The organism is Erythrobacter sp. (assembly GCF_040217515.1).
GTDB lineage: Bacteria > Pseudomonadota > Alphaproteobacteria > Sphingomonadales > Sphingomonadaceae > Erythrobacter.
The window spans coordinates 131960-152078 of record NZ_JAVJPT010000003.1 but is presented as its reverse complement, the minus strand read 5'-3'; the positions used below and the strand labels follow the sequence as shown (position 1 = coordinate 152078).

At 66.8% G+C, this 20119-nt stretch carries 22 protein-coding genes; 10 read left to right on the top strand and 12 right to left on the bottom strand.

Going from position 1 to position 20119, the window contains the following annotated elements:
- Nucleotides 1–17: 17 nt before the first annotated feature.
- The 3 genes from RIB52_RS02325 to RIB52_RS02315 form a co-directional block, all read right to left on the bottom strand.
- Nucleotides 18–485, bottom strand: coding sequence for a DUF2497 domain-containing protein (locus tag RIB52_RS02325; RefSeq protein ID WP_350172511.1), 468 nt, complete (start codon nt 483–485; stop codon nt 18–20).
- Between the two features lie 64 nt (nt 486–549).
- A complete protein-coding gene (locus tag RIB52_RS02320; RefSeq protein WP_350173133.1) occupies nt 550–2013 on the bottom strand; it encodes a TolC family outer membrane protein in 1464 nt (487 codons plus the stop codon).
- Between the two features lie 35 nt (nt 2014–2048).
- A complete protein-coding gene (locus tag RIB52_RS02315) occupies nt 2049–2690 on the bottom strand; it encodes a protein-L-isoaspartate O-methyltransferase family protein (RefSeq protein ID WP_350172509.1) in 642 nt (213 codons plus the stop codon).
- Between the two features lie 233 nt (nt 2691–2923).
- On the opposite strand from RIB52_RS02315, the gene fumC reads away from it, so the two are divergent.
- The 3 genes from fumC to RIB52_RS02300 all read left to right on the top strand — a co-directional run bounded on the left by fumC (nt 2924) and on the right by RIB52_RS02300 (nt 6578).
- A complete protein-coding gene (gene fumC, locus RIB52_RS02310; RefSeq protein WP_502879467.1) occupies nt 2924–4330 on the top strand; it encodes a class II fumarate hydratase in 1407 nt (468 codons plus the stop codon).
- 141 nt (nt 4331–4471) lie between these two features.
- Entirely contained in the window at nt 4472–5770 is a 1299-nt protein-coding gene (locus tag RIB52_RS02305) for a sensor histidine kinase (RefSeq protein WP_350172505.1), read from the top strand.
- 16 nt (nt 5771–5786) lie between these two features.
- Nucleotides 5787–6578: a LytR/AlgR family response regulator transcription factor gene (locus tag RIB52_RS02300; protein ID WP_350172503.1), complete on the top strand. Its 792-nt coding sequence runs from the start codon at nt 5787–5789 to the stop codon at nt 6576–6578.
- 164 nt (nt 6579–6742) lie between these two features.
- Here the strand turns inward: RIB52_RS02300 and RIB52_RS02295 are convergent, their stop codons facing one another.
- Entirely contained in the window at nt 6743–7057 is a 315-nt protein-coding gene (locus RIB52_RS02295) for a UrcA family protein (protein ID WP_350172501.1), read from the bottom strand.
- Between the two features lie 241 nt (nt 7058–7298).
- On the opposite strand from RIB52_RS02295, the gene RIB52_RS02290 reads away from it, so the two are divergent.
- The 3 genes from RIB52_RS02290 (at nt 7299) to RIB52_RS02280 (ending at nt 8699) form a co-directional block, all read left to right on the top strand.
- Complete coding sequence (locus RIB52_RS02290) at nt 7299–7571, top strand: hypothetical protein (protein WP_350172499.1); 273 nt, start codon at nt 7299–7301, stop codon at nt 7569–7571.
- Nucleotides 7568–8350 carry a metallophosphoesterase family protein gene (locus RIB52_RS02285; RefSeq protein ID WP_350172497.1) on the top strand — a complete coding sequence of 261 codons (783 nt, stop codon included), beginning with the start codon at nt 7568–7570 and terminating at the stop codon, nt 8348–8350. The genes RIB52_RS02290 and RIB52_RS02285 overlap by 4 nt, the downstream gene beginning before the upstream one ends.
- Nucleotides 8351–8426: 76 nt before the next feature.
- Nucleotides 8427–8699 (top strand): hypothetical protein, encoded by a 273-nt coding sequence (locus tag RIB52_RS02280; protein ID WP_350172495.1) that lies wholly within the window; start codon nt 8427–8429, stop codon nt 8697–8699.
- 79 nt (nt 8700–8778) lie between these two features.
- Here RIB52_RS02280 and rpsI read toward each other — a convergent pair whose 3' ends face one another.
- The 5 genes from rpsI to RIB52_RS02255 all read right to left on the bottom strand — a co-directional run bounded on the left by rpsI (nt 8779) and on the right by RIB52_RS02255 (nt 12144).
- Nucleotides 8779–9321, bottom strand: coding sequence for a 30S ribosomal protein S9 (gene rpsI, locus RIB52_RS02275; RefSeq protein ID WP_350172493.1), 543 nt, complete (start codon nt 9319–9321; stop codon nt 8779–8781).
- The gene (gene rplM, locus RIB52_RS02270) at nt 9321–9800 is read right to left on the bottom strand and encodes a 50S ribosomal protein L13 (RefSeq protein WP_350172491.1); all 480 of its coding nucleotides are present in this window, start codon (nt 9798–9800) and stop codon (nt 9321–9323) included. Before rplM ends, rpsI begins: the two co-directional genes overlap by 1 nt.
- Before the next feature lie 173 nt (nt 9801–9973).
- Complete coding sequence (locus tag RIB52_RS02265; RefSeq protein ID WP_350172489.1) at nt 9974–10705, bottom strand: hypothetical protein; 732 nt, start codon at nt 10703–10705, stop codon at nt 9974–9976.
- 39 nt (nt 10706–10744) lie between these two features.
- Nucleotides 10745–11065 carry a divalent-cation tolerance protein CutA gene (gene cutA / locus RIB52_RS02260; protein ID WP_350172487.1) on the bottom strand — a complete coding sequence of 107 codons (321 nt, stop codon included), beginning with the start codon at nt 11063–11065 and terminating at the stop codon, nt 10745–10747.
- Nucleotides 11062–12144, bottom strand: a complete 1083-nt coding sequence (locus tag RIB52_RS02255; protein ID WP_350172485.1) for a COX15/CtaA family protein — start codon at nt 12142–12144, stop codon at nt 11062–11064. The genes cutA and RIB52_RS02255 overlap by 4 nt, the downstream gene beginning before the upstream one ends.
- A gap of 150 nt (nt 12145–12294) precedes the next feature.
- Here RIB52_RS02255 and RIB52_RS02250 point away from each other — a divergent pair, with 150 nt between their 5' ends.
- The 4 genes from RIB52_RS02250 (at nt 12295) to RIB52_RS02235 (ending at nt 14879) form a co-directional block, all read left to right on the top strand.
- Entirely contained in the window at nt 12295–12723 is a 429-nt protein-coding gene (locus tag RIB52_RS02250; protein WP_350172483.1) for a MerC domain-containing protein, read from the top strand.
- A gap of 57 nt (nt 12724–12780) precedes the next feature.
- Nucleotides 12781–13797 carry a sulfur carrier protein ThiS gene (gene thiS, locus RIB52_RS02245; RefSeq protein ID WP_350172481.1) on the top strand — a complete coding sequence of 339 codons (1017 nt, stop codon included), beginning with the start codon at nt 12781–12783 and terminating at the stop codon, nt 13795–13797.
- A gap of 109 nt (nt 13798–13906) precedes the next feature.
- Nucleotides 13907–14416, top strand: a complete 510-nt coding sequence (locus RIB52_RS02240) for a hypothetical protein (protein WP_350173131.1) — start codon at nt 13907–13909, stop codon at nt 14414–14416.
- 94 nt (nt 14417–14510) lie between these two features.
- The gene (locus RIB52_RS02235; protein WP_350172479.1) at nt 14511–14879 is read left to right on the top strand and encodes a c-type cytochrome; all 369 of its coding nucleotides are present in this window, start codon (nt 14511–14513) and stop codon (nt 14877–14879) included.
- Between the two features lie 21 nt (nt 14880–14900).
- Here RIB52_RS02235 and RIB52_RS02230 read toward each other — a convergent pair whose 3' ends face one another.
- The 3 genes from RIB52_RS02230 to RIB52_RS02220 form a co-directional block, all read right to left on the bottom strand.
- Nucleotides 14901–16724: an AMP-dependent synthetase/ligase gene (locus RIB52_RS02230; RefSeq protein ID WP_350173129.1), complete on the bottom strand. Its 1824-nt coding sequence runs from the start codon at nt 16722–16724 to the stop codon at nt 14901–14903.
- A gap of 195 nt (nt 16725–16919) precedes the next feature.
- Nucleotides 16920–18656: a gamma-glutamyltransferase gene (gene ggt, locus RIB52_RS02225; protein ID WP_350172477.1), complete on the bottom strand. Its 1737-nt coding sequence runs from the start codon at nt 18654–18656 to the stop codon at nt 16920–16922.
- A gap of 11 nt (nt 18657–18667) precedes the next feature.
- Complete coding sequence (locus tag RIB52_RS02220; RefSeq protein ID WP_350172475.1) at nt 18668–19711, bottom strand: quinone-dependent dihydroorotate dehydrogenase; 1044 nt, start codon at nt 19709–19711, stop codon at nt 18668–18670.
- Between the last annotated feature and the right edge of the window lie 408 nt (nt 19712–20119).

Below are 20119 nucleotides of genomic sequence, written 5' to 3'. Positions count from 1 at the left end.
TAGCGGGGGGCCTGCAATCAGCGGCGCTTGCCCGCGATCCGTGCGATTTCGGCCTGGACCATCTTCTCGACCATGCCGGGCAGGTTCTCGTCGAGCCACTGGGCCAGCATCGGGCGGAGCATTTCGCGCACCAGCCCTTCGAGCGAGGTTTCGCCCGAGCGCACGATCTGCGGTTTCGCGCCCGGTTCTGCGAGCATGGCGAGCGCGGCGAGGTTGTCCTGCATCGCGCCGCGTACCGTTTCCGCGATCAGCGGGGCATCGTCGTCCTCGTCCGTTTCGGGCTCTTCCGCGGCGAAATCCATGTCGGACAGGTCGAGCACCTCCTCGCCGTTTTCGAGCCGTTCATGCGCCTGAGCCTCGGCCTTTTCCGCGTCGGCTTCGCGGCGTCGGCGCGTTTCGAGCGCAACTTCGCGCGTGTCGCGCGCGATCACCTTCTTGATGGATTCGAGAATTTCCTCGACCGATGCTTCGCCAGAATTCGCCATTGCCGCCTCGTAACCTGCGCCCCGCCGCCGGCCTCAGATCACACGGGTCCCGAATCGGGACGGATCAACGCTCGCCGGGCTCCAATACCGGACCGAATGTCGCGTCGGCTGGGGGAATGTCAACGGTTCGGGTCGATTCCGGTGCGGGTTCGGGATCGCGGTCCCAGTCCCAGATCTTGCCGCGCACCCGCTCATAATTGAGCGTCGGGTCGTAAAGCGGCCCGCCCGTGTCGAGATTGAGATCGCGCGATTCGGCCTTGCCCATGGTGGCGAGCAGGGTGAAACCCGCGACATAGGCATTGCGCCGCGCCGTCACCAGCTGGGCGCGGGCCGAGACGAGTTCCTGCTCGGCATTGAGCACGTCGAGCACCGTCCGGTTGCCGATCGAGTTTTCCGCCCGCACCCCTTCGAGGCTGAGCTGCGCGGCTTCGACGGCGGCCTTCGAGCTTTCGATCACCGCGAGCGACGCCTGCCAGCTGGCATAGGCGGCGCGGGTCTGGGAGATGACATTGCGCTCGGTCTGGATGACCTGTTCGAGCGCGGCACTCTCGCGCGCACCCGCCTGGCGCTGGCGCGCGGCGGGGACGCCCCCCTGGAAGAGCGGGATCGTCACGCGGACCCCGGCATTGGCGGTCACCTCGCGCTGGACAAGGCCGGGAAACTGGCTCCTCAGCGTGCCGAAGAAGTCGCTGTAATCCCCGTTCACGAACAGCGCGACAGTGGGTAGGCGGCCCGCCCCGGCGACTTCCGTGTCGAACCCGGCCGCCGCTGCCCGCTCACGCGCGGCGACGAGGTCGGGATTGTTCTCGAGCGCGGTCACCACCGCCGTGCCGACAGTGTCGGGCAGGTTGGGCAGCGGCGGGGGTGCCTGCAGGTTGTCGGGTGCCTTGCCGACCAGTTCGATATAGGTCTCGCGCGCGGAAACCAGATTCGCGAGCGCGTTCCTGAAGTCCCCTTGGGCGAGCGCAAGGCGGCTTTCGGCCTGGGCGACGTCGGTCAGCGTGGTGTCGCCGATCTCGAACCGGTCGCGGGTCGCCTGCATCGTCACTTCGAGCACCTCGACCTGGTTCGCGGCGAGCCCGGCCAGCGCATCGGTCCGCAGCACGTCCATATAAGCCGCGACGGTCTGGCTGAAGAGCGCGCTTTCCGCACCGCGCAGGTCCGCCCGGCCCGCCTCGACCCGCTCCTCGGCGGCCCTGATCCCGTTGCGGATGCGCCCGCCCTGGTAGATCGGCACATTGAGCTGCGTGTTCACGCTGAGATTGCGCTCCGGCGGGGCGAAGGCGTTGGCGGATTGTTGGACGAACTCGATATGGGTGGCCGTGACATTGAGGCTCGGCAGGCCCTGCCCGCGCTGGATCGGCACGTCCTCGTCGCTGGCGCGCTGGTTGGCGCGCGCGCCCGCCAGCGTCGGATTGGTGTTGTAAGCCGAGGCCAGCGCCTCGCGCAGGGTATCAGCCTGCGCCGGGGACGCGGCGAGTGCCGCGGCAAGACCGGCGGCCAGCGCGCGTGGGCCTGTGGCGCGCAGCCGCGCGCGGGGTGGCGCGATAACGCGGCGACGGGTCACGGGAAGGACCAGCCTTTCGGCTCGGCGAAGGCGGGAATCGCGGGAATGCCGAGATCTTCGAGCGGCATGAAAGCGACGCGCCCTGCGATCTTGCGGCCCGAGGCGAGCCGGGTAACGCCGCGCAGCACCAGACCGCCGACTATGCGGCCCCCGTCGGCGACGCGCGCGGCGAGGCTGTCGGGCAGCTGTTCGATTGCCCCATCGATCGCGACGAGCGTGTAATCGCCGTGTCCCGCGATCGTGCCGCCGGAGGCCTCGGCAGCCCGTGCCACCTCGAGCGATCCGACCAGCGGGCGAAGCAACTCGGCGAGATAGCCGGTGCCGTTCTCGACCACCAGCACACGGTCGTCGGCGCGCGCCGCGGCCTCGACCAGCAGCTTGCCGTAGAACAGCGGCGCGGCCATCGCGCCCTCCCCGCCGAGCGGGATCGAACGGTCGGTATAGGCGAGCGGGACCTTGTCCGCGGGAAGGAAATCCTCGCGCGGGACGGCCCGCATGCGCGCGAGCGTCGTCTCGTCGTTCACCCCGCTGGTGCGCAACTGGCTCTTGATCATGACGCGGCGCGCTTCCGTCGTATCGGTTCCGTTCATTGCGCCCGCTTTCGCCTCCTCGGGGTCAAGGGTTCCAGTCTTGCTCACATGTCACTCCGAAAGCCGTATTGGTCAGGCAATACAGCGCGTCAAGATATGTCCACCGCCCCCTATACCGCGCGGGGCCGCGATTAAAGGGCCTTGGCGGGCGAAAGCGGAAGCACTCCCGTCGCGGGGGGTGAAACAGGGCTCTTGCCAGCGCTGGTCGCCGGGTGCTTAGGGGTCGGCGAACAGGCTGGGAATCATTTTCGACTTAAACAGGGATGGCTTCGATGAGTGACATGAACGGCGCGAATGGCGATGTGCGGATCGAGACCGATTCGCTGGGCGAGGTCAGCGTGCCCGCCGAGGCGCATTGGGGCGCGCAGACCCAGCGCAGCCTCGCCAATTTCGCGATCGGGACGGAGACCATGCCCGCACCGCTGGTCAAGGCGCTGGGCATCCAGAAGCTGTCGGCGGCCCGCGCCAACATGGAACTCGGCGTGCTCGATGCGCACCTGGGCGATGCGATCATCGCCGCCGCGCGCGAAGTGATCGACGGCGCGCTCGCCAGCCAGTTTCCCCTGAGCGTGTGGCAGACCGGCAGCGGCACCCAGTCGAACATGAACGCCAACGAGGTGATCGCCAGCCGCGCGAACCAGATCCTCACCGGCACGCATGGCGGCAAGGACCCGGTTCATCCCAACGACCATTGCAATATGGGCCAGAGCTCGAACGACACCTTCCCCACTGCGATGCACATCGCCGCCGCGTCTGAAACGATCGAGCGGCTCATTCCGGCGCTCAAACACCTTCACGGCGCGCTCGACGGAAAGGCGAAGACTTTCGCCGACATCGTCAAGATCGGCCGCACCCACCTGCAGGACGCGACTCCGCTGACGCTGGGGCAGGAATTTTCCGGCTATGCGAAACAGGTCGAATATTCGATTGCCCGCCTCGAAAACGCCCTGCCGCGCGTGCTCGAACTGGCGCAGGGCGGGACCGCGGTCGGCACCGGTATCAATTCCAAGGCGGGTTTCGCCGAAAAATTCGCCGCCAATGTCGCCGCGGAAACCGGTCACGATTTCGTCACCGCCGCGAACAAGTTCGAGGCCCTCGCCGCGCATGATGCATTGGTCGAATTGTCGGGCGCGCTCAATTCGTGCGCGGTCAGCCTGATGAAGATCGCCAACGATATCCGCCTGCTGGGTTCCGGCCCGCGCTGCGGCCTTGGCGAAATTGCGCTTCCGGCGAATGAGCCGGGCTCCTCGATCATGCCGGGCAAGGTCAATCCGACCCAGTGCGAGGCGCTGACCATGGTCTGCGCGCAGGTGATGGGCAATCACACCACGGTGAGCGTTGCCGGATCGAACGGCCATCTCGAACTCAACGTGTTCAAGCCGGTGATGATCTACAACGTGCTCCAGTCGATCCGCCTGCTGGCCGACAGCGCGGTGAGCTTTACCGACAATTGCGTCGCCGGCATCGAGGCGAACGAGGACCGCATTGCGAAGCTGCTCAATGAAAGCCTGATGCTGGTCACCGCGCTCAATCCGCATATCGGATACGACAATGCGGCGAAAATCGCGAAGAAGGCCCATGCCGACGGCACCACGCTCAAGGAAGCGGGGCTCGAACTCGGCCTGCTCACCGAAGAGCAGTTCGCCGAGTGGATCGTGCCCGCCGACATGATCAAGCCGCGAGCCTGACCGTGTGCGTCAGGGGAGGTCGCGCGCGCTCCACCCTTGCTCGCGGATGAACGACTTTCGACCAAAGCGCGATGTTGTCCGACGACCGAGCGCGGTGCGAATGGCGCAAGAGCGCCCGCCTCGCTATGTCGCATGATAGTCATGGCCTCGTTCCTGAACCCCGTCACCGCCGAAAGCGCAGCGAAAACGCCAGCCCGCAAAGAGCCGGTGAGCGTTCCCTTCCGTACGGTCCTCGTCTCGATGATCGTGCTGTGGGCGACCTATTTCGTGCTCATCACCGCGCGCAGCCTGGTGATGGATTTCGAGTTCCAGTTCGAAATGGCCTGGCGCCGTCTGATCGTTACGGCGATCGGCGTCGCTTTCACGGTGGTGCTGTGGTTCGTCCTGCGCCTGTTCGACCAGCGCGCGCTGTGGGTGAAGATTTCGGCCGCGATCGTCTTCGCCTTTCCGGTGGCCGTGGCGATCGGCCATGTGAACCAGTTGATGTTCGAGGATATCCAGGCCGCGCAGGAGGCCGAATATGCGCGCAAGAACAACATCAACCTGCGCCGCGACGAATCGGGCAACCTGCTGGTCGACGTGCCGGTGCGGCGGATCAGCCCGGCCGAACCGGGCCAGGGGGAAGACGGCGAGGGCATCGTCGAATCCGAAAGCATCATCATCGCACCCGCCGAGACGAGCGCGGATTTCTGGCGCAAGCTGCTCGATATCGCGCTCGGACGTTACTTCCTGCTGCTGGCATGGGCTTCGACCTATTTCGCGCTGCTGGCCGGCTTCCAGGCGCGCGCGGCCGAGCGGCGCGAACAGCAATTCAGGAATGCAGCCAAGGCGGCGGAACTCACGTCCCTTCGCTACCAGGTGAACCCGCATTTCCTGTTCAATACCCTGAATTCGCTGTCCGCCCTCGTGATGACGGGCAAGCGCGACCGGGCCGAGCGCATGATCCAGACCATCAGCCGCTTCTATCGACACAGTCTAGCCGACGAGCCGACGAGCGACGTGCCGCTCAAGGACGAATTCGACCTCCAGCAACTTTATCTCGATATCGAGGCCGTGCGCTTTCCCGAACGGCTGGTCTGTGTCTTCGACCTGCCCGACGATCTCGCCGAAGCGCGCGTGCCGGGCATGATCCTGCAGCCGCTGGTCGAGAACTCGGTCAAATATGCCGTATCCGCAGTATCGCGACCGGTCACCATCACGCTCGCCGCGCGCGAGGAATTCGATCGGCTGGTGATCACGGTGAGCGATGACGGGCCGGGCGTGCCCGACGAAATCCTGCACGGCTTCGGGATCGGGCTCGCCAATGTGCGCGACCGGCTGGAGGCGCGCTTCGGATCCGATATCGGCTTTACATCGGCCCCCGTTCCGGGTGGATATCGCACCGAGATCCGCATTCCCCTCTCCCGCCCAGCCTCCGCGCGGGCGCGCCGCACGGGATAGGAGCCGGGAGCCCATCATGACCGAGAGTGATACACAGAACAGCGCGCTCAGAACCCTGATCGTCGACGACGAACCGCTCGCGGTCGAGCGCATCCAGGTCATCTGTGCCGAGATTCCCGCGATCCGCGTGGTCGGCACCGCGAGCGACGGGGCCGCCGCGCTGCGCCTGGCCGAAAAGCTCGCGCCCGACCTCGTCCTGCTCGACATGACCATGCCCGAACTGGACGGGCTGGGCGTGGCGCGCAAACTCGCCGATAGCGGGAATCCCCCGGCGATTATCTTCGTTACCGCGCATGATCATTTCGCGGTCGAGGCCTTCGACCTCGAGGCGATCGACTACGTTCTCAAACCCGTCGCCGCCGACCGCCTCGAACGCGCCATAGACCGGGCGGTCGCACGCCGGCGGGAGCAGGAGGGCGGCCGGGGCGACGAACGAAACAAGGCGGCGAGCCAGTGGCTCGAGGAATTGTGGGTCCCGCACCGGTCCGAATTGCTGCGGATCGATGTCGAGGAAGTCCACCGGATCGATGCCGAACGCGATTATGTCCGGCTCCATGTCGGCGACCCGGGCGAGCAGGGCGATGCCTCACGCTCCTACCTGCTGCTGCAGACCATCGCCGGGCTCGAGGCGCGGCTAGATCCCGAAAAATTCATTCGCATCCATCGTTCGACCATTCTCAAGCGCGACAATATCCGCGGCCTGCGCCATGACGGGCTCGGCGTATGGTCGGCCGAATTGCTCAGTGGCGAAGCGCTGAGGATCGGGCGGACCTATCTCTCCAAGGTCAAGGCGATGGCCGGGCGTTAGCCTTGGGCTGCGCCCATGCGCACTGCAGACCTGCCCTCCGCCCTTGCGCCGTCGCGGGTGTTTCGCGCCCGCACAAAAGCGGCCCGAACCCCAGGGACTGGAAGGGTTCGGGCCGTGAGGTCCTGTCCCGCACCGGGGCGCGGGGCAGGTCGGATGCGTCGGGGTCAGCCGCCGCGACGCTGCTTCTCCACGATCGCGGCGACCTGCTGCTTGGCGCTGGCCTTGGCCTTTTCGTAGCAGTCGATGGACGCCCGCGACCGGATGCGGGTGCCGGTGCGCACGCGGTCGAGCTTGCAAACGTCCCGCGCGGCGCGGTCGATCCGCTGATCGAGCATTTCCTGGCCTTCCGGCGTATCGAGGTCGATCCCGGCGAGGCTGACATTCATGGTGTTGCCCGCGGCGGGGCCGGCGGCGGCAAGAGCCGGTGTGGCGGTGACGGCAAGGCCGATCGCGGCGGCGGTGATGGCAAGGGTCTTCATGGCATTTCTCCTCATCGCAGGACGCGGGCGGGGTTGGGGGGCGCTCCTTTGCGGGTGGAGCTTGTGGGATTGCCGCGTCCTGCTGTCTTAGGGTGGTAAGGCAGTGAATCGAGTTGCTCCATCGCATCTCGACGAAAACGCCCGTAATCGTCGACGGAAGGCCTTCGCCTCCGACCAATGCTGCGGCGGCCACGACAAATGGCCCTTTCCACCCGACCGGCGTCTGCGCCATAAGCGGGTCATGTGGTTCGGCGTTCTCGTGATCTTCGCTCTCGGCATCGGCAACTTTGCGCTGCACCGCGCGGTGCTCGAAAGCGGGCATCCCCTGATCGGCCAGATCCCGCGCTCGGTGGGATGGCTCGGGCGGCGGCTCACGCTGCTGGCGGAATTCACGGTGCTGCTGGTGGCGATGCTGCTGACCGCGAATGGCTGGCCCGCGCTCGCCTGGGCCTATGCGGCCTACAGCGCGCTCAACGCGCTGGCCGGGTGGCTGATCCTGACCGGGCGCGTATGACGACGATCCTTTTCCATGTCAGCGATATCCATTTCGGGGTCGAGAACCGGGCCGCCCTCGCCGCGGTCGAGGAGGCGATAGCGCGAGAGGCTCCGCAGGCCCTCGTATGCACCGGCGATCTCACCCAGCGCGCGAAGCACCGCGAATACGCGGCTGCGGCGCGCTGGTTCGCTTCGCTGGGCCTGCCGGTGCTGATCGATCCGGGCAATCACGACATGCCCTATTACAATCTGTGGGAACGTTTCACCGATCCCTATCGCCGCTATCATCGCCTGTGCGCGCAGCTGGGCGAGTCCTTTGTCTCGCGCGACGTGGTGCTGGTCCCGCTCAACACGACGGTTCGCGCGCAGCGGCGCTTTCCGTGGTCGGACGGTGTGGTGAAGCGCCGTGCGCTCGACGAGACGCTGGCGGCACTGGCCGAACTCGAGGGGGATGCGCGCAGCGTGATCGTCACCGCGCATCATCCGCTGCTGGGCCCGCGCGACGAGGGGCGCAACCCCACGATCGGCGGGGACGAGGCCTTCGCCGCGCTCGCCCGCGCGGGCGCCCATGCGGTGATGTCGGGCCATGTCCACGTCCCCTTCGACGAGATCCGCGAGCGCGAGGGCTTCGCCATGCGCATGATCGGCGCGGGCACGCTGTCGACCCGGCTGCGCGATGGGGCCCCGCCATCCTACAGGGTGCTGCGCTGCGAGAGTGGCGGGCGGATCGAAAGCGAGCTGCGCGTAGTCGGCGGCCAGCTCCCGAGTGCGGCCGAAAGGGTCGTGTCGGCGGGCTGAGAGGGCGAATTCGCCTTAACCTTTCCCTTCACCCGCGCGTTAAGGAATTCTTGGTCATGTTTGCGTTACGTGCCGGATGCGCCGCCGGCCCGGCGGCGCGCTGCGGCATATCCATGTGCAAGCCTATCGCCTCGTCACGAAGAAGGAGACGATGCTCATGTTGAAGGCAGCGGTCTTTAGCGCCATCATCACCGCCTGCGTGGCGCTCGTCATCGGATCGCAGGGTTCGAGCGGCGGGCGGCTCGCGATCGAGGCGTTCGAGCTCGGGGACTTTCGCCTGTTCTGGTCCTGGCCGCTGTTCTTTTCGGGCAGCGGGCTGGCCTGGGGGCTGATCCTGCTCCAGCGCTGAGCGGCGCCGGTCGAGCGAAACGAAAAGGGCGGCTTTCCACCGGAAAGCCGCCCTTTCGCATGAACGGATCGAAGCGCGATCAGCGCTTCGAGAACTGGAAGCTGCGGCGAGCCTTGGCTCGGCCGTATTTCTTGCGCTCGACCACGCGGCTGTCGCGGGTAAGGAAGCCGGCCGACTTGACCGTCGCTCGCAGCGCAGGCTCGTACTTGGTCAGCGCCTGGCTGATGCCGTGCTTGACTGCGCCGGCCTGACCCGAAAGGCCGCCGCCGCGCACCGTGGCGACGACATCGTACTGGCCGTCGCGATCGGTGATCGCGAAGGGCTGGTTGATGATGAGGCGTAGCGTCGGACGCGCGAAGTAGACTTCCTGGTCCTTGCCGTTGACGGTGACCTTGCCGGTGCCGGGCTTCACCCAGACGCGGGCGACCGCATCCTTGCGGCGGCCGGTGGCGTAGGCGCGGCCCTGGGCGTCGAGCTCCTGCTCGCGCAGCGGAGCGGCAGGCTGGGTCGATGCGTTCTGGGCGATCTCGGCAGCGTCGCCTTCAGGGGCGTCGCCGGCGATGTCCTTGATGTCCGACAGGTCGGAGACGGTGTTCTTTGAGCCAGATTCTTCCTGAGCCATTATCCGGAGACCTTGTTCTTGCGATTCATGGAAGCGACGTCGAGCACCTGCGGGTCCTGCCCGGCATGGGGATGCTCGGTCCCGGCATAGAGGTGCAGCGCCTTCATCTGCTGGCGGCCCAGGGGCCCTCGCGGAATCATGCGTTCGACCGCCTTTTCGAGAACGCGCTCGGGGAAGCGGCCCTCGAGCACCTTGGCTGGGCTCGTTTCCTTGATGCCGCCGGGATAGCCGGTGTGCTTGTAATACCGCTTGTCCTGCGTCTTCTTGCCGGTGAACTTCACCTTGTCGACATTGATGACGACCACGTGATCGCCGCAATCGACATGCGGCGTGAAGCTCGGCTTGTTCTTGCCGCGCAGGATGTTGGCGATGATCGAGGCGAGGCGGCCCACGACGAGGTCTTCTGCATCGATCAGGTGCCAGTTCTTTTCGACCTCGGCCGGCTTGATCGACCGGGTCTGTTTGCTGAGCGCCTTCATGGCTGTGTATCCTTGGAAAATTCGGGTTGGAGCCGCCGGAGGTCGAATCGGGCCGCGCCCGCGTATCGCCGGACGGCGAACAGGCGGGCATTTGTCGTGCAGGACCTCTCAAGTCAAGCGAAACCGGGCTTTTCGCGGAAGGTAAAATGATACCTCCACCTGTCGCAGTGGTTTCAGGTCGGCTCCATGCGCCAGCTTTCGCGCGCCCGCAGAGACTCGCCTCCGACCAGGGTCACGATCTCGCGCCGCGCCTCGCCCAGCCAGTCGCGACCGGCTGCGGGAAACGCGAGATAGACAACTTTGAAGCGCCCTTCCCGCCCGTCGGGAAGCACTCTCGCCTCGCTCCGCCGAAGCGGCTCCCCGCGCGGGAAAAACAGGTCGCCCGGAAGACGCGCGAACAGGGAATCGCCGATTTCGTGCAGCCGGGCGAGGAAGGCCCGGTGCCGCTGCGCCTCGTCGGGGGAAAGCCGCTTTTGTGCGATCAGCCGTTCGACCTCGCGCATGGCCGCGGCGCGTGCATCCGCCGTCATCCCCTCGCCCGAAGCGACAATGACACCCTCGTGCGAGAGCAGGATAGGCCACATGCCGTCCGTGGGGCGTTGCTCCTCGATCCCGGCGATGGCCGTGAGATCCCCGGGTGCCTCGACTTTTGCGGAAAGCTGCTTTCCGGAGACCGCGATGCCCCGACCGCCGCGGGTGAAAGCTATCTCCCAGCTGCGCGCGACCGCGAACCGTTGGCCGCCCGGCAGGTCGCGTTCGATCCTCCTCGTGAGACGCATCGCAGATCCGGGGATCGCCACCGGCTCGCCTTTGGCCCAGACGGGCGAAGCCGCGAGCGCCAGCGAACCCGCCAGTCCGCCGGCGAGACCGGTTCGCAGGACGTCGCGCCGACCGGTCTTCCTCATGCCTTCGGTATAGCCTCTCTCGCCCAATCCGCCTCGCGTTCAGCCGGGGTCGATGGACGCACCCAGCCAGTCCAGCGTCGCAGGATGGACCGCATCGCAATGCCATCCCAGAATGGCGGGTGTATCATAGGGATGGAGTTCGCCCAAACGCTCTATCAGCGTCTCGAGCGCGGCTCGCGTGGTCTTGAACAGGGCGCCGACCTCCTCTTCGCTCGCCCGCTGACCTTGCCATTCGAAAACGGATTCTACGCCGCCGATGATATTGGCGCAGGCGACCAGTTTCTCGGAGAGGAGGGTGCCTGCGACTTCGCGCGCGCTGTCGCGGTCGGGAAACGGGGCATAGGCGAGCGCACCCGTCATGCCGCCGCCGTCTGCGATCGCCGTGCGATCCCGTCGGCGTGCATCGCCCAGACCGTCGCTGCCACGGTCAGTGCACCGACCAGCTGGTGCGCCGAGGCGATCCACAGCGAGACTTCGCTCATCACCGTCGCGATGCCGAGCAGGACCATTGTCCCGAAGGCCGTATGCACTGCGATCGAAGCGCGCCGGTCGGCCCTGCGCGCCCGCCGGGCGAGCCAGACCAGCGCCGCGACCGCGATCCACGCCCACCAGCGGTGCAGCCATTGCAGCAGGAAAGGATCATGGGTCAGCGTCCAGAGCACGCCCGAAGACCAGTCGATCTCGGGCACCAGCCGCCCGTTCATCAGCGGCCAGTCATAGGCGGCATGTCCGGCATTGAGGCCCGCCACCCAAGCGCCGAGCAGCAATTGCACGAACAACACCGCCGCAACCGTCGCGGAAGCGCCGGTCAGCGGGGCGGGCCGTGCCGCCGGATCGCGTGCGAGCCGGCGCATGTCGAGCGCGGTCCAGACGAGCCCCGCGAGCAGGGCGAGCGCGGTCAGTAGGTGGACCGAAAGGCGGAAATGGCTCACATCGGTCATGTCGCCGACCAGCCCCGACTGCACCATCAGCCAGCCGAACAGGCCCTGCAGCCCGCCCAGTGCGAGCAGGCCGACGAGGCGCGGCCTGAACCCCTGCGGTATCACGCCCCTCGCCCAGAACCACACGAGCCCAAGCGCATAGACCGCGCCGACGGCCCGCGCGAGCAGGCGGTGGAACCATTCCCAAAAGAAGATGAACTTGAAATCATCAAGGCCCATCCCGCCGAGACTCGCTTCGAGCCGGTATTCGGGAGTGGCGCGATATTTGGCGAATTCGGCCTGCCACTGCGCGTCGGTGAGCGGGGGAAGCACCCCTGAGGCGACGTTCCACTCCGTAATCGAAAGCCCGCTTTCGGTCAGCCGGGTGATCCCGCCGACGACCACGATGCACACGACGAGAAACGCGGTCGCCTGCAGCCAGAGCGCGATGACGGCCGGGCGCGCGCCGTCGCGCGGATCCGTTGCGGCAAGAGCGGGAGAAGATGCGAGCGTCGCCATGATCTGCGCGCGTAGATGTGCGGGTCCGGCCCGATGTGCAAGACCATTTGCCGCAAGCATTGCTGCGATCCCCGCAAGGGGAACCAAAGACCTTGCTTAATGTTACCCTGTCACATATCTGGGCCGGTATTCGACGAAACAGGCCCTTTCATGACGAACGGCTTCATGACGAACAGCGCGCCTTATGCGGCCCGGGTCCCTACCCGTTCGACGCTTCGCCGGCGGCTCGACCAGTTCGGGATCGGGCTGGCGGGACTTTGCATGGTCCATTGCATCGTCACGCTTACCATCGTCTCGGCGCTTGGCCTGGGCGGGCATTTCCTGCTCGAGCCGTCGATCCACCGGGTCGGGCTCGTGCTCGCGCTCGTGCTGGCCGCCTTCGCGATCGGCTGGGGCGCGATTCGCCATCGCAGCGCGGCGCCGCTTGTCACGGCCACCACCGGGCTCACATTCATGGCCGGGGCGCTCGCAGTGGCCCACGGTGCACACGAAATGGTGCTGACCCTGGTCGGCGTGGTGTTGGTGTCGGCCGGACATGTCATGAACCTGCGTGCGGGCCGCCGGGCGCATCTCGGATAGTCCTGTCCGACCACAATCGCAGTTGCGCTCGGCCCGACGCGGCCTATGTCCAAAGCCATGACAGTAACGACCCCGGACAAGGCAATCGTGAAAAGCATCACTCTTAACGGCGAAGCGCGCCGCACATCGGCCGCAACCATCGCCGATCTCGTGCGCGAACTGGACCTGCCGCCCGAAAAGGTCGCGGTGGAGCGCAACGGGGAGATCGTTCCGCGCTCGACGCTGGGCGAGGCGGCGCTGGGCGAGGGCGACACGCTGGAAATCGTGCATTTCGTCGGCGGGGGCGATCACCAGGCCGCGCGCGAAAGCGATAATTGGAGTGTTGCAGGCCGTACTTTCACCTCTCGCCTGATCGTTGGCACGGGCAAATACACGGATTTCGAACAGAACGCCGCCGCCGTCGAGGCGAGCGGCGCGGAAATCGTCACGGTCGCGGTGCGGCGGGTGAACGTCACTGACCCCAAGGCGCCGATGCTGACCGATTTCATCGACCCCAAGAAAATCACCTATCTGCCCAACACCGCGGGCTGCTTCACCGCCGAGGACGCGATCCGCACCCTGCGCCTCGCACGCGAGGCGGGCGGCTGGGATCTCGTCAAACTCGAAGTGCTGGGCGAGGCCAAGACGCTCTACCCCGACATGCGCGAGACGCTGAAAGCGACCGAGGTTCTGGCGAAGGAAGGCTTTGCCCCGATGGTCTATTGCGTCGACGATCCGATCGCGGCGAAGCAGCTGGAGGACGCGGGCGCGGTCGCGATCATGCCGCTGGGCGCGCCGATCGGATCGGGGCTCGGTATCCAGAACCAGGTCACGATCCGCCTGATCGTCGAGGGCGCGAACGTGCCGGTGCTGGTCGATGCGGGGGTCGGCACGGCGTCGGATGCGGCGGTCGGCATGGAACTGGGCTGCGACGGCATCCTGATGAACACCGCCATCGCCGAGGCGAAGGACCCCATCCGCATGGCCGGCGCGATGAAGCTCGCGGTCGAAGCCGGGCGCGAGGCCTATCTCGCCGGGCGCATGGGGCGGCGGCGCTATGCCGACCCGTCGAGCCCGCTGGCCGGCCTGATCTGAGCCCCCAGAAAGCCGGGCGCATGGTTACCCGAAGTTAACCACGTTGCGCGACAACCTCCCCAAGCAATCCGCGTGGGAGACGAAGCCCGTGACACTTGCCAGCACCAATATGCTCGCGATCAGCGAGATGCGCGAATTCGCAGGGTTCGCCTCGTGCGAACAGGCCTATATCAAGCGCAGCCTCGACATCGGCCTTGCCCGCTGCGACGCGTTCCGCCTGTGGGGCACGACCGAGCGCGCGCGCACTTCGATCCGGCGGCAATATGTCGCCTACCAGGACCTCAAGCCCCTGCGCGCTATGGTCCCGGCGGCGGACAGCGCGGGCGAGCTCGAACGCTTCCTCGGCAAGCTGGTGCGGATCGCCGCCTTCGATCTCGAACAGGACCGGATCGAGAGCTTCTCCGCCTTCCGCTTCCTTTACGAACGCCTGATCGGCCCGGAAATCCGGCCTTTCCTCCCGTCCGCCTTCTGCGCTGCCGCCGCGCTGCCGCAGATCCGGCCCGAGCGGCGCAAGGTGCTGCTGCAATCGCTGTCCGAAGCCGCCGCGACCGCGCCCGGCTGGTCGAAGGCGAACCCGCGCTTCTTTCCCGAACACGTCGGAGAAGCCGAAGCAGCGTGAACCGCGCCCACGGGCCGGCGCAACCGGAGGCGGTGCTCTGCGCTTGTGCCGCCCCGCCGCGCTGGTCTAATCGGCAGGGAAGGGAGGACATGTCGTGATCAAGCATCTACCCATTCTCGCCGGCGCGGTGCTCGTTGCAGCCTGCGCGACCGACAACGACTCCGCAGGGCTTTCGACCGACATGTCGCGGGCCGGAACAATGTCGGTCAGCGCCGCGCAGGGCAGGGCGTTCGCGCAGGAAAACTGCGCCGGCTGCCACGCACTCGATGACGGCACATCGCCCAATCCCAACGCGCCGACCCTGCGGCGCGTCGCCAACCGGCTGCCGGAATGGGTCGTCGAAGGATCGCTGGAGCGCGGGGTGAAGCTCGGCCACACTTCCGAAATGCCGGTTTTCGTGTTCGAGGAAGGCGATGTCGACAACCTGCTCGCCTATCTCGAAACGCTCAGGGCCCGGGACTGAGTCGCGGGCGCTGCGCATCGCTCACGCCTTGTACATCCCGTCGATCCGTTCGGCATAGCGTTCGCGGATCTTGTGCCGACGGATTTTCATGCTCGGCGTCATTTCCTCGTTCTCGATGGTGAAGGCCTCGTCGGCGAATTCGAACTTGCGCACCTTTTCGACCACTGAGAGGTCGGCATTGGTGCGGTCGACCGCTTCGCGCACCGCCTTGCGGAAGGCCGGAAGGTCCTGCAGCGCCTTCATGTCGAATTTCTCGTCATTGGCGCGCGCCCATTCGAGCGCCCATTCGGCATCGGGAACCAGCAGGCCGACGATATAGGGGCGCTTGTCCCCGCTCACCATCGCCTGCGCGATCTCGGGCTGGAGGGTGAGCATGCCCTCGATCTTCTGCGGCGCGACATTGTCGCCCTTGTCGTTGACGATCAGGTCCTTCTTGCGGTCGGTGATGCGGATCCGGCCCTTTTCGTCGATTTCACCGATATCGCCGGTATGAAGCCAAGGCCCGCCTTGCGGGTCCGCCGGGTCGGGCTTGATCGTGCGCGCCGTCTCCGATGCGTTCTGCCAGTAGCCGTGCATGACCAGCTCGCCCCGGCACAGGATTTCGCCGTCCTCGGCGATCTTCACCTCGACCCCGCGCAGCGGCGGGCCGACCGTGTCCATCTTGAGCCCGACCTTGGGCCGGTTGCAGGCGATCACCGGCCCCGCCTCGGTCTGGCCGTAGCCCTGCAGCATGGTGAGGCCCATCGCTTCGAAGAAATTGCCGATTTCGGGATTGAGCGGAGCCCCGCCGGAGACCATCGCCTTGATCCGCCCGCCGAATTTTTCGCGGATCTTGGGGCGCAGCGTCCTTTCGACGAGGAAATCGACCGGCCGGTCGCGCAGGCGCGGCTTGCCCTCCTTGGAACGGTCGGCGACGCGCAGTGCGGCATCCATCATGAAATTCGCGACTTTGCCCTGCTTTGCGACCTGCTTCATGATGCGGGTGCGCAGCACCTCGAACAGGCGGGGGACGACGACCATGATCGTGGGCCGCGTCTCCTCGATATTCGAGGCGAGCTTTTCGAGCCCCTCCGAATAGAAGATCTCCGCACCGACCCCGATGGGCAGATATTGCCCGCCGGTGTGTTCATAGGCGTGGGAGAGCGGGAGGAAGGAGAGGAAGCGTTCGTCGGTGATGCCGAAATCCTCGATCAGCACTTCGGCCGCGCCCGCGACATTGCACAGGATCGCGCCGTGGTGCTGCATCACGCCGCGCGGTGCGCCGCCGGTTCCGCTGGTGTAGATGAAGCAGGCCGTGTCCTCGCGCGTGATCCCCGCCATGCGGGCCTCGACCGCCAGCCGCGCCGCCGCGGCGTCGCCCTGAATGAGGCTGTCCCAGTCATGATAGTCGAAACTGCCCGCCTGCTGCCGGTGGAGGTTCTGGATCCCGATGACGTGCTCGATCATGCCGGTCTGGCCGATCGCGCCCACCAACGGGCCGAGCAGTTTCTCGGTCGAGACGATGACAGCGCGCGCGCACGAATTGTCGAGGATATGCGCGTGGTCGCGCCGGGTGTTGGTGGTGTAGGTCGGCACGGTGATGCAGCCCGCAGCCATGATCGCGAGGTCGGCGATGCACCATTCCGGGCGGTTTTCCGATACCAGCGCGACCTTGTCGCCGTCGCCGAGGCCGATCCGGCGCAGGCTTTCGGCAAGCAGGCACACCGTGTCCGCCACTTCGCGCCATGAACGCGTGCGCCATTCGCCCTCGATCTTCGCGCCGAGAAAGGGCGCGTCGCCCTTTTCCCCGGCGCGTTTGAGGAACAGTTCGACGAGGTTGTTCGCCCCGTCGATGTCCCGCAGCATGGGACTGTCGAAGGCGTTGGCGGATGTCCTCGTCACGGAGGCGGGCGGCTGGGTGGTGGGCACTGGGCTCAACTCCTCATCCCCGGGCGGGGCCGTGTGATCGGGCCTCTCGCGGCCCCTTTGGCGCCGTGAACTAGGGACACTTCGCCAAAGCGGCAAGCTCGGCCCGATCCTCCTGCCCCGTCGCTGCCGGGATCATTCATATCCCAGCTTGGCTTCGATCCGGGGATCGCGCGCGCTTTCCCAGCCTGCGGATGTGCGGCGCAGCGCATTGGCCTTGAGCGAGGGTGAAAAGCTGCGGATCTTCCCGTGACCGAGCGTTTCCAGTTCATCGGTCATGCCGGTCAGGACGCTGTCCTCCTCGATGATCACCGTCTCGCCGAAGGCCATGATCAGCGGGAGGCCGAGCGCTTCGGAAGCGGTCATGCCGAAATCGACCACGCCGATGATCGATCGCGCGACCTGAACGGGAATCGTCGGCCCGCCCGCTGCGCCGATCACGAGGACGATCTCGCCCGCTTCGTCGAACACCACGCTCGGCGCCATCGATGAGCGCGGCCGCTTGCCGCCTTCCACCCGGTTGGCGACCGGCACGCCGTCCTTTTCGGGCACGAGGCTGAAATCGGTCAACTCGTTGTTGAGATAGAAGCCGCGATAGAACAGGCCCGAACCGAACGCGCCCTCGATCGTCGAAGTATAGCTCACCGCATTGCCCGCGCCGTCGACCACGGCGAAATGCGAGGTGCCGCTTTCGACCGGTTCATCGCCGTCGGCGCGTCCCGTCGGAGCGCCCGGAGGCGTGCCCGGTTCGGCGCTCTCCAATGCGCGCGCCGGATCGATCAGGGCCGAGCGCCGGGCGAGATAGGCGCGATCAACCAGGCCTTCGACCGGCACGTCCACGAAATCGCTGTCGGCGAGGTAAAGCTCCCGGTCGGCATAGGCGAGGCGCTGGGATTCGAGGAAAAGATGCCAGAAGGTAACGCTTTGCGGACCCATGGCGGCGAGGTCGAAGCGTTCGAGCTGGGCGAGGATCTGCGCCACCGCGACCCCGCCGGAGGACGGGGGACCCATGCCGCACACGCGATAGCTGCGATAGGGCGCGCAAACGGCCGGGCGTTCCTTCGCCGCATAGGACGCGATGTCGCTTGCGCGCATCTTGCCGTCCTGCGGCGTTTGGCGCGCGACATGCTTCGCCAGCGCCTCGGCACCGGCGGTGTAAAACGCCTCGGGCCCCGCCTCGGCGATTTCCTCCAGCGTATCGGCGAGCGCCGGAATCGTGATGCGGGAGCCGACGGGGAGCGGCTTGCCCGCGGGGGTGAAATAGATTGCCCTCGCCTCGGCGGTCTTGTCGGAGCGGCCCCGCGTTCCCTCCAGCGATCCGTGCAGGCGGCGATTCATCACGAACCCGTCGCGGGCGAGCGCGATGGCGGGTTCGAACAGGTCGCGCCAGGGCAGCCTGCCATGTTCGCCATGGGCGCGCGCGGCGAGCGCGAGATTGCCGGGCACGCCGACGCTGAGGCCGGACGTCACGCGGACATCGCGCGGGAGCGGCTTGCCCTCGTCATCCAGGAATCGCCGCGCGCTCGCAGCCGCCGGGGCGTTTTCGCGCCCGTCGAAACTGGTGACGCCGTCATTCCCGGCATGGATCATGAAGCCGCCCCCGCCGATGCCCGAGCTTTGCGGCTCGACCACCGTCAGCGCGAGCATCACCGCGATCGCCGCATCGGTCGCGGAGCCGCCCCGGGCAAGGATCGCCTCGCCCGCCGCCGCGGCGCGCGGATCGGCGGCGCTTACCGCGCCCTGCCTGGCTTCTGTAGCGGCGGCGGCAGGCTGTGCGGTGTCGGAAGCGTCGGCAGTGGCACAGCCGCCCAGGGCCAGCGCAAGGACGGGGCCGAGAGCGAGCAACGCGAAGCGCTTTGCGAAATCGTTCATGCAGCGCAGCGCTATTCGCTTCCCACCGCCTCTGCAATGGTTGCGAAGCCATCGCGTCGCATCAGTTCCCCGAGGCCGCGCACGATGCGCGCGCCGAGCCCGGGCCCTTCATAGACCATTGCCGAATAGAGCTGTACGAGGCTCGCGCCTGCGCGAATGCGTTGCCAGGCATGTTCTGCGGTGGCGATCCCGCCGACGCCGACCAGCGCGATCTCGCCGCCCGTCGCCTGCCGGAATTCGCGCAGCCGGCGCAGCGCAAGAGCCCGCAGCGGCGCGCCCGACAGCCCGCCCGTCTCGCCCGCGTGGCGCGAGGCGAGGTCGCCCCGCGAGATGGTCGTGTTCGAGACGATCAGCGCGCCCAGCGTCCTGTCCAGCGCGATCCGGGCGATCGCGTCGACATCGGCAGGCGTGAGATCGGGTGCGACCTTGAGGAAGATCGGCGGCAGGGCTCCTTCAGTCGCCGCTTCCGCCCTTGCGGCGATCACCGCGTCGAGAAGTGCGGCGAGCGCGCCTTCGTCCTGCAATGCGCGCAGGCCCGGCGTGTTCGGGCTCGACACGTTGACGGCAAGATAGGAGGCGTGCGGCGTCATCAGGCGCGCCATTGTCGCGTAATCGGCGATACGGTCGGCGGCGTCCTTGTTCGCGCCGATATTGATGCCGACCACGCCCGGTTTTCCCTTGCGGGCCGCAAGCCGCGCGAGCGCCGCCTCGGCCCCGGCATTGTTGAATCCCATCCGGTTGATGACCGCCCCGTCCTCTGGCAGGCGGAACAGGCGCGGTGTGGGATTGCCGGCCTGCGGCAGAGGGGTGATCGAGCCGACCTCGGTAAAACCGAAGCCGAGGCCTAGCAGGGTGCCCGGCACCTCGGCATCCTTGTCGAAGCCTGCCGCCACGCCGACCGGGTTGGGGAAGGCTACGCCCGCAACCTCGACCGCCAGCGGCCCGGGCCGCGCGGGCGCGCGCGGCGGCATCGCCTTGAGCGCGCCGATCGCGAGACGATGCGCCCGTTCCGGGTCGAGCGCGAAGATCGCGGGTCTGAGGAGGTCGAACAGCATGATCGGGAGAAGCGCCTAGGCCAGTTTGCGCGAGACTGTCGAGAGGCCCGCCGCGGATCGCCGCGGCGAATCGGGACCGTTTGGCCGTATCTGCGCGACTCGCGACACCCTGGCCCCAGGCGGGGCGAGCGCGATTTCCCAGTCGATCGCGGGTAATGCACGTTCGAAAACCAACACAGGTGAGGATACGCGCCCGATCGGTACTTCAGCTTGTCGCTTGCATACAATTATCCGAAGGGCTCGGCGGCTATACCCTGCATCGCGACCCGAAGGGCTCGGAGCAGCAATGCGAAGAGTTCCTCAACTCACGAGGGCGGCTCCTTACCGGGGCCGCCCTTTTTTTCGTCCTTTTGCAATGGTCCGGGCATTCGCTATGCGGGCCACCGGGCCTCGCGGGGGCCCGCTCCT